The organism is Shimia gijangensis, assembly GCF_900142085.1.
Lineage (GTDB): Bacteria > Pseudomonadota > Alphaproteobacteria > Rhodobacterales > Rhodobacteraceae > Shimia > Shimia gijangensis.
Genome location: NZ_FQZQ01000001.1, coordinates 13,517 through 29,292 on the forward strand (window position 1 = coordinate 13,517; position 15,776 = coordinate 29,292).

Sequence of the window (15,776 nt, forward strand, 5' to 3'; positions counted from 1 at the left end):
CATGACAGAAGCTAGTCCAACATCCTTCGCAGAAATGCTTTCAGGCATCCGACATGACCTCAGAACGCCAGTAGGTCACATCATCGGGTACTCAGAGATGATCGAGGAGGAATTGGATGAGGATGAGGCCAACACATTCGCCCAAGATTTGCAGGCAATTCAGAACGCTGGACAGCGGATCCTAGCACTGATTGACGACCACTTTAACGCAGCAAAAACGTCACCCGACCAAATTTCACTCCATGACGCACAGTACCAGTTGCGGGTACAGCTCAATCACATATCCGGATATGCGGAGATGCTTCGAGAGGAGGGCGTGGATGACCAGAATCAAGAGCTCGTCTCCGACCTGGACAAAATCATCCACGCTGAAAAGGTGATTGTTTCGCTGGTCGAAAAAATTGACCTGAATGAAAAAGACTCAACCGAAAAATCTGCCAAAGTTTCGGGGCCACAAACAGCCCCTAGCAATCCGGCAATCGAAGAATCCGCGCTTGTCGGTGTAGGTGGTCATATTCTGGTCGTCGATGATGATCCTGTGAACCGAGAGATGCTTCAAAGAAGATTGGCTCGAAGTGGATATACATCCTCTGTAGTCGCTTCCGGGCAAGAGGCATTGGACACGCTAGCCAAGAGCCGTGCCGATCTTGTTCTTCTTGATCTGATGATGCCTGGGTTATCTGGTCTGGAAACGCTTGAGATTCTGAAGGCGGATCAAAGGCTACGCACTGTCCCGGTGATTATGCTAACCGCCGCTGACGATATGAACACAATGGTACAATGCGTATTACAGGGTGCGGATGACTACATTTTCAAACCATTCAATCCTGTTCTTCTGAATGCTCGCATTAGCGCATGCTTGGAAAAAGTTCGACTTCGTCAGAATGTCTCTAAGAAAATTCGCGTTTTTATTTCTTCACCTGGCGACGTCATTCCTGAGCGTAAAATCTTGAAAGAAGTCATTGGTCGGCTGAATGAAGAGTTTTTTGGATCCGCATACATCATCCCAATATTGTGGGAAGAAGAACCGCTTCTTGCGTCCGATACCTTTCAGGCTCAGATTCATCCCCCCCATGATACGGATGTTTATGTGGGAATATTGTGGTCACGCATCGGTTCGCCATTACCGGACTCGATTCTACGGCCAGACGGAACGAGATACGATTCTGGCACCGCTTTTGAATTCGAGGATGCGCTTGATGGATTTCGTCAGAATGGAAAGCCAGAGATGTTGCTTTACCGCAAATCTGGTGCTCCTTCTCTGTCGTTGGCAGATGAAGCGGCTGTTTTGGACAGATTGGATCAGATCAAAAAGTTGCAAAGCTATGTGGATAGGTGGCTGATTGGCGAAGATGGATCTTACATTGGCGCTTTTCACATGTTCGCGGAAATTGATGAATTTGAAGCAATGACTGAAATGCATTTACGTAAGGTGGTCGACAAGCTGATTTAGTGTGTGGCGAACCGCATAGCTAGTGTTTGGCAAGGGAACATTATTCATGTGCCACGTGCTGACCTCCAGCTTCTTGGCGGAACAATCTTGAAGTCCGCCAATGTCGTTGGATCATTCTACGCCGGATTGTCCCCTCCACAAACAATGTCGAGGGGACGTTTTGTCTATTGTTTCGTGGCCTGTTCATGTGCAATTTTTACAGTAGCCATAATCCTATGCACAATTTGGTAAGGATCTGCATCTGATGCCGGACGACGGTCTTCGAGATAGCCCTTCCAATCATGTGTAGTGGTGTAGAGTGGAATTCGGATCGATGCACCGCGGTTGCTGGCGCCAAAACTGAAATCGTCAATTGACGCCGTCTCGTGAGATCCAGTCAGACGCAGTTCGTTCCCCGCGCCGTATACAGCGATGTGATCCTTGTGGAATGGTCGAAAATGGTAGGAAAAGAAAAGCGATTTAGGCAAGGTCGCATTTCAGTGCTAATGCTTCATCGGCAAAGTTTCCAACCTCTGCAATTCATCCAAAAGCTTGACCGCAAGCCGAACACTGGCGGATTGATATTTGTGCGATGCCTGAAGCACCCCCATGATTTCCTCTAAGCAATCATCTGGCAGATTCCGCCGCTTCACTTCTTTTTCGAGGAATGTATTCATCTGAACCTGGTTCGGTGGTTCAATATGAATTGACCGAAGGCGGGAGCGCAAAAGAGCAGGAAGTCGACTGACATCATTCGCAGTCATCAACCAATTGATCCGGCTCATGTCGAACCCTGTCTGGAAATACGGACAATGCCAATTAACGGCTGATACCGGCTCCAGCAGACCCAACAACGCTGAATGAAGCGAAGTACTATGGCCACTCGTTCCTGTGGCAATTCCAGCTTTGTCGATTTCATCAATCACGACGACAGGGTTTGCAATCTTGTTTGCCAACATGGTTTTTACAGGACGACCACATTCCGCACCTCCCCAACCTCTGGCCAAACCAGCGACTGGGAAACCTTCAGATCCAGCGCCTCCATCAATATGAACAACGGGTAAACTGGTAAGTTCAGCAATCCGACGTACGAGATGTGTCTTTCCCAGACCAGCACCGCCAACCAATAATGTTGGGCGCAGCTTCAAACCGGCTCCATGTTCGGAAACATGATGACGCATATCCAACCAGATCTCGTTGATTGGCTCCTGCATCCAGGGCATTTCTTCAAACAGTTGAGATGCGATTTCATCAACTTGATGTACAGTTTCAGGGCCTTCAATGGAGACCCCATTCAATGCCGGTTTCAACATCTTCTTTTCAGCACGAGTAAGATGCTGGCCTTGGCTGTACTTTCGGCGAGCTCGCACAATCTTTGCAGCTCGTTGGTTGATCTTTTTTCTGTCGTCCCAACTCAGATAGATTGGATCTTGGGTTTTCTTGGTTTTGTTTTGAGTAAACCTTAGATCCTCAAGATGGCTTTTCAATCGCTTCTCAATATCTTCATCATCTGTTTCAAACAGCTTCAGATCAGTCAATAAGGGAACAATTTTAGGCATGCAAACACCTTCCAAGATGTTTCGCAGACAGAGATTTCTATTGGGAAATTTCTAGAAAACCGTTGTCCGCATTCAATAATTATCGATCAGCAAAAATGCTGTTCATATCGAATGCAGGGGATTCCAGTTTCTATTCATACCAATGACATATGAGGCCAAAAGGTCAATTTCAACAAAATGATGATTCTAATGTTTCAATCTGGATATGAAGGAATTCACTTTTGACCAGAATTCATTTCCAAAAAGATTCAGCGAATAGATTTTCAGTCTGGAAATTGGGGATTCCAAAAGAGTAAGCCAACCATATTTAGGATCAGGGGATTCCTTGATTTTTCGGTTCTTCGGTTTTCGTTCTTTTTCGATCTCCAGAAGAGTTTTCAAAACATTTGGACTGACGATTACCGTGTAACTCTGTACCTCAGAAGCCCTTAGAAGCTTCAGAATGTCCTCGGCAATCGGGTTAAGGAATTCTTTAAGATTGAAGCGTCGACCTGTATTTGCTTCCCAGGCATATCTCGCCACTTTGTTGGCTTCATAAAAGCTACCTGGACCACCGGACACCAGCAAGTTTTCTAAACTGTCTTCTTCAAAATTCTGAACAAGACCAAACGCCAATAGCCGGCCTTCAGGCGACGCAACGGGATTACCGCAGCCACAATAGATGTTTTCGGTTTTTGGACGATCCGGGTTTTGGGGAACCCTTTCGGGGTCTGGTTTCTCTGCTTCCGACGATTCTGAAGTGTCGTCCTTTTTTGAATTCGTTTTTGAGCGCTTATCAACAAGACAGACGGACATTCGGCCAGTTGTTTCACAGCGATGGAAAGTGGTTCGGCGCCCTTGGTCTTTCAGCTCTTTTAGAGTTGTTTTCAGAGGGGCTTCTGTTCTTGTGAACCTCTTTCGCCTGGATTGGCCTAGATAGGCTTCAAAAACGCTCTCATTGCCTGCTGCCGCGATTTCATAGGCTGTGGCGCAGGGTTTGGTTCCGTATCGAATAGCTCGGGCAACATCTTTATGGGCGATACGCTTTAAATGTAATCCAGCATGGCTCTCCAGCCAGGGAGTATTTGTCTTCAGGAATGATAAGGCGTCCCGACGGCTAACATCGCCAAATCCGATTTCCAAAAACACATGGAAATGCAGGTAGAAGGTTTCTGTTATAGGATCATACGGCGCCTCTAATTGAGCATAGATGAATTCACCTAATTCAGACTTCTTGAATGCGTTTTTAAGTTTATTAAATCGCTTGAAGGCGAGATCGACACCAGCCTCGTAATTCTCAACTGTGATGCGTTCGTCAAGAGCGGGAAATGTCAGGGCTGCCAGCTGTGCCTGCCCATATATCTTGCTTTCATAATGGTAGGTAATATTGGCGGCAGTCTGTGTTGCATCGACCATCGCAACTGACGGGAGACGCTTGTCATGTTTGTATGCCGAGTAACAAAACCCTAGGTATTCGCCGTCTGGCAGGCCCAACAAAAGCTGTGCCGTTTTCTTCTTTCCAGGGCGGCGGAAGCTTTGCCCAATCTGTTCTCCCATCTCCGCTACAACAGCCGACATCTCTCGAATGTTTGTGGAGCCAACGCCAAAACGGAAGCCGTCTTTGTATTCAACTTTCTTTCCGACTTTTTGCAGCGTGCCTTTGGTCGAGATGATCTCGTGACCGTTCAGTTCTTTGACTGCTTTTTTTGCCTGTTTGCGGTTTTTGTGGCTTCGTCTGCTTTGGGCAAACCTCTTCTGTTCACGGACTCGAGCCGCGTTCTGATTTTTCAAATCTCAATTCCTTCAGTTTTGGTCGAAGGAAGAATTTGAAAATTTGGGCTAAATGAGCCCCACACCTCCGACGCCAGTTAAATGCGTCGAGGGTTGCAAGTCAGTTCGATCAAAATTGATGGAACGCAAATCCTGTCGGCAAACAAGAGATGCGGCAAAACCCTTTTCAAACTCATTAAAGTTTGAAGAAATTAGAAGGTTTGAAAGATGTTTATGGGTGTAAAATTACAACCAGTAGGAATGTACAGATTTCGTGACTAAGCAGCTGTCCCCGTTACTTCATACAAAAGAAACCAAATACGTGCGGATTAGTAACCAATTTCCACAGCGAAAAGAATTTTACGAAACATAGAAAAATACCTGAATTAGCGTGAAAATTACATTGGTTCCGGCTTTTCTTTTCCCATTGGTCGCCGTGATCTGTGCACTTCCAGTCCATATTTGAGAAGAGTTCTGATCGCTTCCGAACGGTTTTTGAGGCGGGCGTCGTGGAAGTATTCGTCCACCTCAACCAGCTCGTCCTCATCAAGCATGACGTGGATACGAGTGGCTTTCTTGTCAGTTCGTCTCGGGGGCATGTGTTTCTCCTGTCACACAACTTTAGTGTGGCACACATTATGTGTCAAATGTGCTTTACGAATCATACGGCACATTATACACATTATGCACACCATAAGGAGAGACGTCATGAAGAAGCTGTTCGTAAAAGGTTGGCATGGGCTGCACGATATTAGTGTCGTCATTCACGTCAGTTTGGTCATGATGGAATTGGCCCACCAGGCACATCTGATCTGATGATCGGGTTCGAATCAGAAAGCCGGCAGAGAAGTCTGCTGGTGATATGAAATCATTTACCTAGCTATGGTCAAATGCATGAATTCTTAAATATTTGCTTAATCTCAGTGGGCTAAAAGTTGGGCAGACAATAAAAGAGGCAAAGCCCATGCAGGTAACTATTGAAGAATTAGTGCTATATCAAAAGTACATCGCCAAGGCGATACAAAGCCGATCTGACGGTGAATTGTACATCCCCATTTTTGAGCGCCTGGAACGGGAAATCGAAGAGCGTCATCTTCGGGTGGACACTAAGTCTAGGATCGCGGCTATCGCGCAAATGAGCTAAGAGAATTCCTTAGAAAATTTCACACAATCATTCAGAAGCCGAGTTTTGGATTTGTCGCTAGCATTTTGTTGGCGGCTTTTCTTTTGGCCTGACGGACAATCGGCCGAGACGTCCTAGAGAAATTGGTAGATCAGGAAGAGGAGCAACTTCTTGGATTCGTGATCCAGAGACGCCCACAACAAGCACTCGCGCTGCCAATTTTGCGCTTGCCGCGTGAGGTTTTGGCAACAGCTGCGAAACCGGAAATGTGCTACAAAATGTGCAACATTTTTCGGAACAGATTGGCTCAAAGCTTCAGAAAATTCACTAAACTCAGTAACTTATAGCGAAAATGCCAAGAAGATTTGGTGCCCAGAAGAGGACTCGAACCTCCACGTCCTTGCGGACACTAGCACCTGAAGCTAGCGCGTCTACCAATTCCGCCATCTGGGCACGGGTTGGTGAGGCTGGCATTTAGACCTCGGGCAAGGTGGTGTCAACGTCGATTCTGTGGAATTGCCAAAATTTCCTAAGAGTGCCGGGCTTCTGTAAGCCGATCCGGAAGGACTTGGCCTCCAAGCAAGGGTATTCTTGTCGCGGGGGTGGCTTTGCGTCTTGTTCCGAAACGCTCGTGAGAGTATTCCAGCTTAAGGAATTCAGACAGCGGAGGGTTCCCATGTCTAAACTGGTTACGATCTACGGCGGCTCTGGCTTTGTTGGTCGCTACATTGCGCGCCGCATGGCCAAAGAAGGCTGGCGTGTACGGGTGGCCGTGCGCCGTCCAAACGAAGCTTTGCACGTTAAACCATATGGCACTGTTGGTCAGGTTGAACCTTTCCCCTGCAACATACGCGACGACACGTCGGTTGCAGCAGCTATGCAAGGGGCCGACGCGGTTGTGAACTGTGTTGGTATTCTGGGCGAACATCGCAAGAACACTTTTGATTCCGTTCAAGTCGAAGGCGTCGAGAGAATCGCAAGGCTGGCCGCTGCAATCGGTATCTCGACCATGGTGCATGTGTCTGCCATCGGAGCAGACGCTGACTCGGAAAGCGAATACGCGCAGTCCAAAGCCGCAGGCGAAGCTGCCGTGCTGGCCCATCTACCTGATGCCATGATCCTGCGCCCTTCGGTGATTTTCGGGCAGGAAGACGGGTTCTTTAACCGTTTTGGTTTCCTGTCGCGGTTCGGGCCTTTCCTTACTGTTGTTGGGGCTGACACACGGTTCCAACCCGTGTTCGTGGATGATGTTGCGGCTGCGGCAGTTCAGGGAATTTTAGGCAAAGCCTCAGGACTATACGAACTGGGCGGGCCAGATGTTGGAACGCTGCGCGATTTCGCACAGGAAACTCTGGATCTGGTCAATCGTCGCCGGGTGATTGTGAACCTTCCGTTCTGGGTGGCGCACCTAATGGCGTTGGGTTGCGATCTTACTCAAAAAATCCTGATGGGTCTGATCGAAAACAAGGTTCTGACTCGTGATCAGGTGAAACTGCTGCGTGAAGACAATGTTGTCGCTGAAGATGCGCGTACTCTCGAAGATCTGGGCATCAAGCCGACCAGTACAAGCACTGTATTGCCGACGTATCTGTGGCGGTATCGTCCGTCGGGTCAGTATGACGACATCAAGGATTCGGCTAAGAACCTGAAAGTCTGACGGATTGAGAACTCGAAAGTTTTGGAGCGGGCCCTGCGGGGTCCGCCCTAACTATATGCGATGACCAAAAGTACGGAGCCAAGGGCAATGCGATAGATCACATAAGGCGTAAAGCTAACTGATCGCAACAGGCGCATCATAAGGCCCAGCGCCAGCAAGGCCGCGACAAAGGAAAACCCAGCAGCAATGGCCCCATCGCGGGCTGTTTGCAGATCAGCGTTACCTGCGACTTTGGCGCCCAGCAACACGCCGCTGGCAATGATAGTGGGGATCGACATCAGCATTGAAAGGCGCGCCGCGTCGCTGCGTTCATACCCCAGCGCGCGGGCGCCGGTGATTGTAATGCCAGACCGGGACGTGCCGGGGATCAAAGCCACGGCCTGCCAAAACCCCATGATCATCGCGTCGCGCAAATTCCAGTCACCCGAAGATTTGTCCGAACTACCTTTTTGATCCATCCACCAAAGCAGTATGCCAAAGCCCAGCATGGTCCAGCCAATGACTGTGATTGAACGCATGGCGTCGCTTAGTCCGGTGACGCTTAGGATAAACCCCAGGACGACAACCGGAATAGTGGCCATGATCAGAAGAAATGCCAGTTTGCTGCCTTCGGTGTCCACACGGCCAGTCACCAGCCGGGGGAGGCCGCCAACCGCCAATCGCACATCTGACCAGAAATACACCACCACCGCCGCGAGCGTGCCCAGGTGCACGGCGACGTCTATGGCCTGTCCCTGATCCTCAAGGCTCGTGAGATTCGGCAATAGAATCAAGTGGCCTGAAGAGCTGACAGGTAGGAATTCTGTCAGTCCCTGAATGATCGCGACCAATAGAATATGAAAGAAGCTCATCCGCCCATGATCCTTTGTCCTATGGGGTTAGCCTATAAGGTATTGGAAATAGAAGGAAAGAGTGTATTTAGGTCCGATTCGGAGTTAATTTTATGCCATTTCCCTTGATGCGCTACCAGAAGGCTCGAAAAAAATCACTAATAGGTCAGTGAAATTGACTTTTATATCTTTTCAAACTTGCTTACACACGCGTGACCAAGGAAATTAGGAGGCAGCAACCGTGGCCAAGCAACCGATGCTGAAATTCGTAACCGTCAATCGGGATATGCCCGAAAAACGCGACGCAGAAATGCGGAACAAGGATTTCAATGAAATCTATTCGGAATTTGCCGACACCAAGGCTGCAGAGCAATCCAGCCGCTGCTCGCAATGTGGCGTGCCCTATTGTCAGGCACATTGCCCGCTGCACAACAACATTCCTGATTGGCTGAACATGACAGCGACCGGGCGTCTTGAAGAGGCCTATGCCATCAGTCAGGCCACCAATACGTTTCCGGAAATTTGTGGGCGTATCTGCCCTCAGGACCGCCTGTGTGAAGGCAACTGTGTGATCGAACAATCTGGCCACGAGACGGTGACCATTGGCGCGGTTGAGAAATACATCACAGACACTGCTTGGGAAAAGGGTTGGGTCAAGCCGATCATCCCTGCACAAGAGCGGGCTGAAAGTGTCGGCATCATTGGCGCAGGCCCCGGTGGTCTGGCGGCTGCGGACCGTTTGCGCCGAGCAGGTGTTCAGGTGACTGTCTATGATCGTCATGATCGTGCAGGCGGATTGCTGACCTACGGCATTCCGGGCTTTAAGCTGGAAAAAGATATCGTGATGCGCCGTAACGCGCAGCTTGAGGCGGGCGGCGTGACCTTCCGTTTGAACTGTGAAATCGGCAAGGACATTACTTTCGCGGACATTCGCGAGGCCCATGACGCCGTGATTATCGCCACCGGCGTATACAAGACCCGTGATCTGCAAGGCCCCGGTGCGGGTGCCAAGGGCATCGTGAATGCAATCGATTACCTGACTTGTTCAAATCGCTTGAGCTTTGGAGACAGTGTTGCAGAATTCGATAGCGGTGAGTTGGATGCCAAAGACAAGAAAATTGTCGTAATTGGCGGCGGTGATACGGCTATGGACTGTGTACGCACTGCAGTGCGGCAAGGCGCCGAAAGTGTTAAATGTCTGTATCGCCGTGACCGCGCTAATATGCCCGGATCGCAACGTGAAACCCAGAATGCCGAGGAAGAAGGCGTGGTGTTCGAATGGCTGGCCGCTCCTAAAGGATTTGCAGGAGATCCTGTGACCGGAGTGATGGTTCAGCGCATGCGTCTTGGGCAACCCGATGCTTCGGGACGCCAAAGCCCGGAAGTGATCGAGGGTGCGGACTATATGGAAGACGCCGATCTGGTGATCAAAGCATTGGGCTTTGAGCCAGAAGATTTGCCCGCTCTTTGGAACGAGCCGGAATTGGCAGTGACCCGTTGGGGTACAGTCAAAGCGCAATTCACGACAGGCGAGACAGACATCGACGGTGTTTATGCAATCGGCGACATTGTCCGTGGTGCGTCACTGGTAGTTTGGGCCATTAAGGATGGTCGCGATAGCGCAGATGCCATTGTCGAAAGGTTTAGCGCGTCGGCATCGGTTGCCGCAGAGTAAAGGTTGGCTGCCTGTCTGCTAACTTCGTCAGGCGCGTTGCCACACCATATGAGCCACCCACTAAACGGGAGTACTGATATGAGAAAAACTGTAGTATTGGCAGCGGCACTGTCCATGGTCGCCGGCTTGACGTCTGCCTCTGAAACCATGCCAGTTCCCGAAAACTGCGAAGTGAAAGCCTCTGTGCACCGAGACAGTTGTATTGTGTCGAACTACGTGCAGTGTGGAGATCTTACAGAAGTGCATTCCTTTCTGCGGGGTGAGCTGACCGATACGCATATCTTCGGGCCGGATTGGGATCTCGTAGCGTATATGGCGGACGGTGGACGCACAGATGTTAGAGTGGTCGAAGGCAGCGCACCTGAGGCGTCGCTTTCAAGCGCTCTGGCAACAGGCGAAAGCCTTGGTGAACGCGATTTGACGTTCTCAACAGGTGTTCTAAAGGGCAACGTGCTTCACATGGAGTCTACGTTGCTTATGAGTAAAGAAGAAATCGTTATAAGTGGTCAGACTTTTGTGACCGGAACACTTTCTCGCAAAATGACAGTCAAGAAAAACGGCGTAACATCTCAGTATGATTTTACGGTTTACGCAACGCCAGACGCCTCCTTGTTGATTGAAGGTGTGGCAGAGGTCGATCAGTTTGGTTCAAAAAACCGTTTGGAATGGACCCCCCGTAAAATTGCTTTACCCGGAGAAATAGGCTTTGGCGTGACTACGTCGCTTGTTGGGTGTGATGGGTGACACAATGAGCTGTGAAAAGACTGGAAAGTGCCTGTGCGGGGCGGTGTCGTTTTCCGCGCGCAATGTGCCCAAAAATTTTGGACTTTGCCACTGCGATATGTGCAGACGCTGGTCCGGTGGGCGTTGGATAGGTGTTCACATCGAAATGCAGGATCTTCAGCTGTCCGGCGCCGAGGAAATAGCCACGTTTAAAAGCTCGGATTGGGCTGAACGAGCATTCTGCAAAAAATGCGGATCAAACATTTGGTACCGCGTGACCGAAGGGCCATACGCCAGCGGAGTCAGCATTGGCGTTGGACTGTTGGATGACACAGACGAAATGAAACTGGCGCGCGAGTTTTACGTGGACCGCCAGACTGGAGCCTATGAGTTTCCAGCAGACAGAATTCAAATGACCGAGGCTGAGGTGATCGCATTGTTCGCCCCCTCGGAAGAAGGAGAGCCGCAATGATAAAATATGACGAAAACTGGGTTCGTGCCGAAGAGGCCAAGCGCACATGGATGGCTGAAAATGGTCTCTACAAGGAAGAAGAAGAGCATTCCTCTTGTGGTGTTGGCCTTGTCGTATCGATTGACGGTAAACCCAGCCGTAAAGTTGTCGAAGCAGGCATTACGGCGCTGAAAGCAATCTGGCACCGTGGCGCGGTGGATGCCGATGGTAAAACCGGCGATGGCGCGGGCATCCATGTGCAGATCCCCGTCATGTTCTTTTACGACCAAATCCGCCGTACAGGTCATGAACCCCGTATGGACGAATTAATGGCGGTCGGTCAGGTGTTTCTGCCACGCACCAACTTTGGTGCACAGGAAGCCTGTCGGACGATTGTCGAAACCGAAGTTCTGAAGATGGGTTACAACATCTATGGGTGGCGTCATGTACCTGTGGATGTGACCTGTCTTGGTGAGAAAGCAAACGCGACACGTCCCGAGATCGAACAGATTCTGATTTCGAACTCCAAAGGCGTAGATGAAGACACATTCGAACGCGAGCTTTACGTGATCCGCCGCCGCATCGAAAAGGCAGCAGCGACTGCAAACATTACCGAGTTGTATCTTGCGTCGCTGTCCTGCCGGTCGATCATCTACAAAGGCATGATGCTGGCTGAACAAGTTGCCGTGTTTTATCCTGATCTGGAAGACGAACGCTTTGAAAGCGCTTTTGCCCTGTACCACCAGCGCTATTCAACCAACACTTTCCCGCAGTGGTGGCTGGCGCAACCTTTCCGCATGCTGGCGCACAATGGCGAAATTAACACGCTGAAGGGCAACCTTAACTGGATGAAGAGCCACGAAATTCGGATGGCTTCTTCCTTTTTCGGTGAACTGGCAGAAGACATCAAACCTATTGTTCAAAGTGGGTCTTCTGACTCGGCCGCTTTGGATTCGGTGTTTGAAGTTATGGTGCGTGCTGGGCGCTCGGCCCCGATGGCCAAAACGATGCTGATCCCGGAATCCTGGTCGCAGCAGGCTGTTGAATTGCCTGATGCATGGCGTGATATGTATTCTTATTGCAACTCGGTTATGGAGCCATGGGATGGCCCTGCCGCGCTGGCAATGACCGATGGTCGCTGGGTGTCCGCCGGGCTAGACCGCAGCGGCCTGCGTCCGATGCGCTATGTGGTGACCGGAGACGGCTTGCTGATCGCTGGATCCGAGGCAGGCATGGTGCCGATTGACGAGGCAAATCTGGTCGAGAAAGGCGCGCTGGGCCCTGGGCAGATGATCGCTGTCGATATGGGCGAAGGCAAATTGTACCACGATACCGAACTTAAAGATAAGCTCGCGACTGCCCGACCCTACGGTGAATGGGTTGGCAAAATTCGTGATCTGGCGACCGATCTGAAATGTGTGCCTGAAACAGCCATTTTCACTGGCGAAGACCTGCGTCAGCGTCAGATCGCAGCCGGTTACACCATGGAAGAGTTAGAGCAAATCCTTTCGCCAATGGCAGAAGATGGTAAAGAAACACTGGCTTCAATGGGCGACGATACACCAAGTGCGGTTCTGTCGAACAAGTACCGCCCCCTGAGCCATTTCTTCCGCCAGAATTTTTCTCAGGTCACAAACCCGCCGATCGACAGCTTGCGTGAATTCCGAGTGATGTCTTTGAAGACACGGTTTGGGAACCTCAAAAACGTGTTGGACGAAGACGGCTCACAAACAGAGATTGTCATGCTGGAAAGCCCTTTTGTGGCCAACACTCAGTTTGAAAAACTTCTCGAAGCGTTTGATGACACTGTCGCGCGTATTGACTGCTCCTTTGGAGCGGATGACGGCAAAGGTGCGCTGCAAGCCGGACTGGAGCGTATTCGCGCCGAGGCAGAAGATGCCGTTCGGTCTGGGGCCGGGCATATCGTTCTGAGCGATGAAGGGCAGGGGCTTGACCGGGTTGCGATGCCAATGATCCTCGCGACAAGCGCGGTTCACAGCCATTTGGTGCGCAAAGGGTTGCGGACGTTCTGTTCGCTGAATGTGCGTTCTGCCGAATGCATCGATCCGCACTATTTTGCGGTTCTGATTGGCGCAGGGGCCACTGTGGTCAACGCTTATCTGGCCGAAGATTCGCTGGCTGATCGTATTGAACGGAACTTGCTTGATTGCGACCTTAACACCGCGATGGCGCGTTATCGCGAAGCCATCGATCAGGGCCTTCTCAAGATTATGGCCAAGATGGGTATCTCGGTCATCTCATCCTATCGTGGTGGGCTCAACTTTGAAGCGGTTGGTCTGTCGCGCGCGATGTGCGCTGAGTATTTCCCCGGCATGCTTAGCCGGATTTCAGGCATCGGGATCAGCGGCATCCAGACCAAAGCTGTCGAAATTCACCACAAAGGATTTCGCACTGGTCAGGACGTTCTGCCAATTGGTGGTTTTTACAAGGCTCGCAAATCTGGCGAGACTCACGCCTGGGGTGCTCAGACCATGCATATGTTGCAATCGGCCTGTAACAGAGCCTCATATGAGCTGTGGAAACAGTATTCCGCTGCGATGCGCGCCAATCCACCAATCCACTTGCGTGATCTCTTGGACATCAAGGCAATCGGAAAACCTGTGCCGATAGAAGAAGTCGAAAGCATCACGTCGATCCGCAAACGGTTTGTGACTCCGGGCATGTCTTTGGGCGCGCTTAGCCCCGAAGCCCATAAAACCCTGAACGTTGCGATGAACCGCATTGGTGCCAAATCGGACAGCGGTGAAGGCGGCGAAGACCCGGCACACTTTGTACCGGAACCCAATGGCGACAATCCGTCGGCCAAGATCAAACAGGTGGCATCGGGCCGCTTTGGTGTCACGGCGGAATATCTGAACCAGTGTGAAGAACTTGAGATCAAGGTGGCACAGGGCGCAAAGCCCGGTGAAGGTGGCCAGCTGCCGGGCATGAAAGTGACCGACCTGATCGCGCGCCTGCGTCACTCGACCAAGGGCGTCACCCTGATTTCACCGCCGCCGCACCACGATATCTATTCGATCGAGGACCTCGCACAGCTGATCTACGATCTGAAACAGATCAATCCGCGTTGCAAAGTCACCGTGAAACTGGTGGCCTCTTCGGGGGTTGGCACAATTGCCGCTGGTGTGGCCAAGGCTAAGGCCGACATCATCCTGATCTCGGGTCACAACGGTGGCACCGGGGCATCGCCTGCGACCTCGATCAAATATGCTGGTCTTCCGTGGGAGATGGGTCTGACCGAGGCGCATCAGGTTCTGGCGATGAACAACCTGCGTGAACGCGTGACCCTGCGGACCGATGGCGGTTTGCGCACTGGGCGTGACATTGTCATGGCCGCAATGCTTGGCGCCGAGGAATACGGCATCGGAACCGCCGCGTTGATTGCGATGGGCTGTATCATGGTGCGACAGTGCCAATCGAATACCTGCCCGGTAGGTGTCTGTACGCAGGACCCTGAGTTGCGGGCCAAGTATTCGGGCTCGGCGGATAAGGTTGTGAACCTGATCACCTTTTATGCGACCGAAGTCCGCGAAATTCTAGCTTCTATCGGGGCGCGCTCTTTGGATGAAGTGATTGGCCGCGCTGACCTTTTGGCGCAGGTTTCGCGCGGGTCGGCACATCTTGATGATCTGGACCTCAATCCGCTGTTAATCACGGTCGATGGTGCAAAGAACATCGTCTATAACCGTGACAAAGACCGCAACGCGGTGCCGGATACTCTGGACGCCGAGATTGTTCGCGATGCTAGCCGTTTCCTTGAGGATGGCGAAAAGATGCAGCTGTCTTATGCGGTGCAAAACACCCATCGTACTGTCGGAACGCGCACCTCGTCGCATATCGTCCGCAATTTTGGAATGCGCAATGCGCTGCAAGAGGATCACTTGACGGTGAAATTGACCGGATCTGCCGGACAATCACTGGGGGCTTTTGCGGCTCCGGGTCTCAAGATCGAAGTATCTGGCGATGCCAACGACTACGTTGGCAAGGGCCTATCCGGGGGCATGATCGTAGTTCGCCCGTCAATGGCGTCACCACTGATGGCTTCGGAAAACACCATCATCGGCAATACGGTTCTTTACGGGGCCACAGACGGTTATCTGTTAGCCGCAGGCCGCGCGGGCGAGCGTTTTGCTGTGCGCAACTCGGGTGCCAAAGTGGTGGTCGAAGGTTGTGGTGCCTGTGGCTGCGAATACATGACCGGTGGTCTGGCCGTGATCCTTGGAGACATCGGCGCCAACTTTGGCGCAGGCATGACCGGAGGTATGGCCTATCTGTACGATCCAGAGGGCAAAGCCCCGGATGTCATGAACATGGAAACGTTGGTGACCTGTCCGGTCACGGTTGCCCATTGGGAAGATCAGCTGAAATCCATGATCGAACGCCATGTTGCCGAAACAGGTAGCCGCAAAGGCGCGGATATTTTGCAACATTGGGAGTTTGAGAAGGCCAACTTCTTGCAGGTCTGCCCAAAAGAGATGCTGGTGCATATCCCGGCACCACTCAGCGAAGAAGAGACGGCCGTTCCCGCTGAATAATGTGTTAAAAGTACAAGAGTT

The 15,776-nt window shown here is 51.2% G+C and carries 10 protein-coding genes and 1 tRNA gene; 6 read left to right on the forward strand and 5 right to left on the reverse strand.

Annotated features, from left to right (window positions below; translation table 11 throughout):
• The first annotated feature begins 1 nt into the window (after position 1).
• Positions 2-1,453, forward strand: coding sequence for a response regulator (locus BUC32_RS00045; RefSeq protein WP_073248142.1), 1,452 nt, complete (start codon positions 2-4; stop codon positions 1,451-1,453).
• Positions 1,454-1,935: 482 nt separating this feature from the next.
• Here the strand turns inward: BUC32_RS00045 and BUC32_RS00055 are convergent, their stop codons facing one another.
• The 4 genes from BUC32_RS00055 to BUC32_RS00075 all read right to left on the reverse strand — a co-directional run bounded on the left by BUC32_RS00055 (position 1,936) and on the right by BUC32_RS00075 (position 6,316).
• On the reverse strand, positions 1,936-2,991 hold the full coding sequence (locus tag BUC32_RS00055) for an AAA family ATPase (RefSeq protein ID WP_073248144.1): 1,056 nt from the start codon (positions 2,989-2,991) through the stop codon (positions 1,936-1,938).
• 186 nt (positions 2,992-3,177) lie between these two features.
• Entirely contained in the window at positions 3,178-4,761 is a 1,584-nt protein-coding gene (locus BUC32_RS00060) for a hypothetical protein (protein WP_073248146.1), read from the reverse strand.
• A gap of 377 nt (positions 4,762-5,138) precedes the next feature.
• Positions 5,139-5,339 carry a ribbon-helix-helix domain-containing protein gene (locus BUC32_RS00065; RefSeq protein ID WP_073248148.1) on the reverse strand — a complete coding sequence of 67 codons (201 nt, stop codon included), beginning with the start codon at positions 5,337-5,339 and terminating at the stop codon, positions 5,139-5,141.
• Positions 5,340-6,229: 890 nt separating this feature from the next.
• A tRNA-Leu gene (locus BUC32_RS00075) sits at positions 6,230-6,316 on the reverse strand.
• A 223-nt stretch (positions 6,317-6,539) separates the two neighbouring features.
• Between BUC32_RS00075 and BUC32_RS00080 the strand changes: the two genes are divergently transcribed.
• Complete coding sequence (locus BUC32_RS00080) at positions 6,540-7,520, forward strand: complex I NDUFA9 subunit family protein (protein WP_073248151.1); 981 nt, start codon at positions 6,540-6,542, stop codon at positions 7,518-7,520.
• Positions 7,521-7,567: 47 nt separating this feature from the next.
• On the opposite strand, the gene BUC32_RS00085 is transcribed toward BUC32_RS00080, so the two are convergent.
• Positions 7,568-8,371, reverse strand: a complete 804-nt coding sequence (locus tag BUC32_RS00085; RefSeq protein ID WP_073248153.1) for an undecaprenyl-diphosphate phosphatase — start codon at positions 8,369-8,371, stop codon at positions 7,568-7,570.
• Positions 8,372-8,591: 220 nt separating this feature from the next.
• Between BUC32_RS00085 and BUC32_RS00090 the strand changes: the two genes are divergently transcribed.
• The 4 genes from BUC32_RS00090 to gltB all read left to right on the forward strand — a co-directional run bounded on the left by BUC32_RS00090 (position 8,592) and on the right by gltB (position 15,755).
• Positions 8,592-10,025, forward strand: coding sequence for an NAD(P)-dependent oxidoreductase (locus BUC32_RS00090; protein ID WP_073248155.1), 1,434 nt, complete (start codon positions 8,592-8,594; stop codon positions 10,023-10,025).
• Between the two features lie 78 nt (positions 10,026-10,103).
• Positions 10,104-10,769 (forward strand): hypothetical protein, encoded by a 666-nt coding sequence (locus BUC32_RS00095; protein ID WP_139280599.1) that lies wholly within the window; start codon positions 10,104-10,106, stop codon positions 10,767-10,769.
• A gap of 4 nt (positions 10,770-10,773) precedes the next feature.
• Positions 10,774-11,220, forward strand: coding sequence for a GFA family protein (locus BUC32_RS00100; protein ID WP_073248660.1), 447 nt, complete (start codon positions 10,774-10,776; stop codon positions 11,218-11,220).
• Complete coding sequence (gene gltB / locus BUC32_RS00105; RefSeq protein WP_073248160.1) at positions 11,217-15,755, forward strand: glutamate synthase large subunit; 4,539 nt, start codon at positions 11,217-11,219, stop codon at positions 15,753-15,755. Before BUC32_RS00100 ends, gltB begins: the two co-directional genes overlap by 4 nt.
• The last annotated feature ends 21 nt before the right edge of the window (positions 15,756-15,776 follow it).

What these genes read in the sequence shown, in the direction of transcription:
- BUC32_RS00085 (WP_073248153.1), bottom strand. Translation starts at nt 8,371, where the DNA reads ATGAGCTTCTTTCATATTCTATTGGTCGCGATCATTCAGGGACTGACA.
- BUC32_RS00045 (WP_073248142.1), top strand. Translation starts at nt 2, where the DNA reads ATGACAGAAGCTAGTCCAACATCCTTCGCAGAAATGCTTTCAGGCATC.
- BUC32_RS00100 (WP_073248660.1), top strand. Translation starts at nt 10,774, where the DNA reads ATGAGCTGTGAAAAGACTGGAAAGTGCCTGTGCGGGGCGGTGTCGTTT.
- BUC32_RS00080 (WP_073248151.1), top strand. Translation starts at nt 6,540, where the DNA reads ATGTCTAAACTGGTTACGATCTACGGCGGCTCTGGCTTTGTTGGTCGC.
- BUC32_RS00065 (WP_073248148.1), bottom strand. Translation starts at nt 5,339, where the DNA reads ATGCCCCCGAGACGAACTGACAAGAAAGCCACTCGTATCCACGTCATG.
- BUC32_RS00055 (WP_073248144.1), bottom strand. Translation starts at nt 2,991, where the DNA reads ATGCCTAAAATTGTTCCCTTATTGACTGATCTGAAGCTGTTTGAAACA.
- gltB (WP_073248160.1), top strand. Translation starts at nt 11,217, where the DNA reads ATGATAAAATATGACGAAAACTGGGTTCGTGCCGAAGAGGCCAAGCGC.
- BUC32_RS00095 (WP_139280599.1), top strand. Translation starts at nt 10,104, where the DNA reads ATGAGAAAAACTGTAGTATTGGCAGCGGCACTGTCCATGGTCGCCGGC.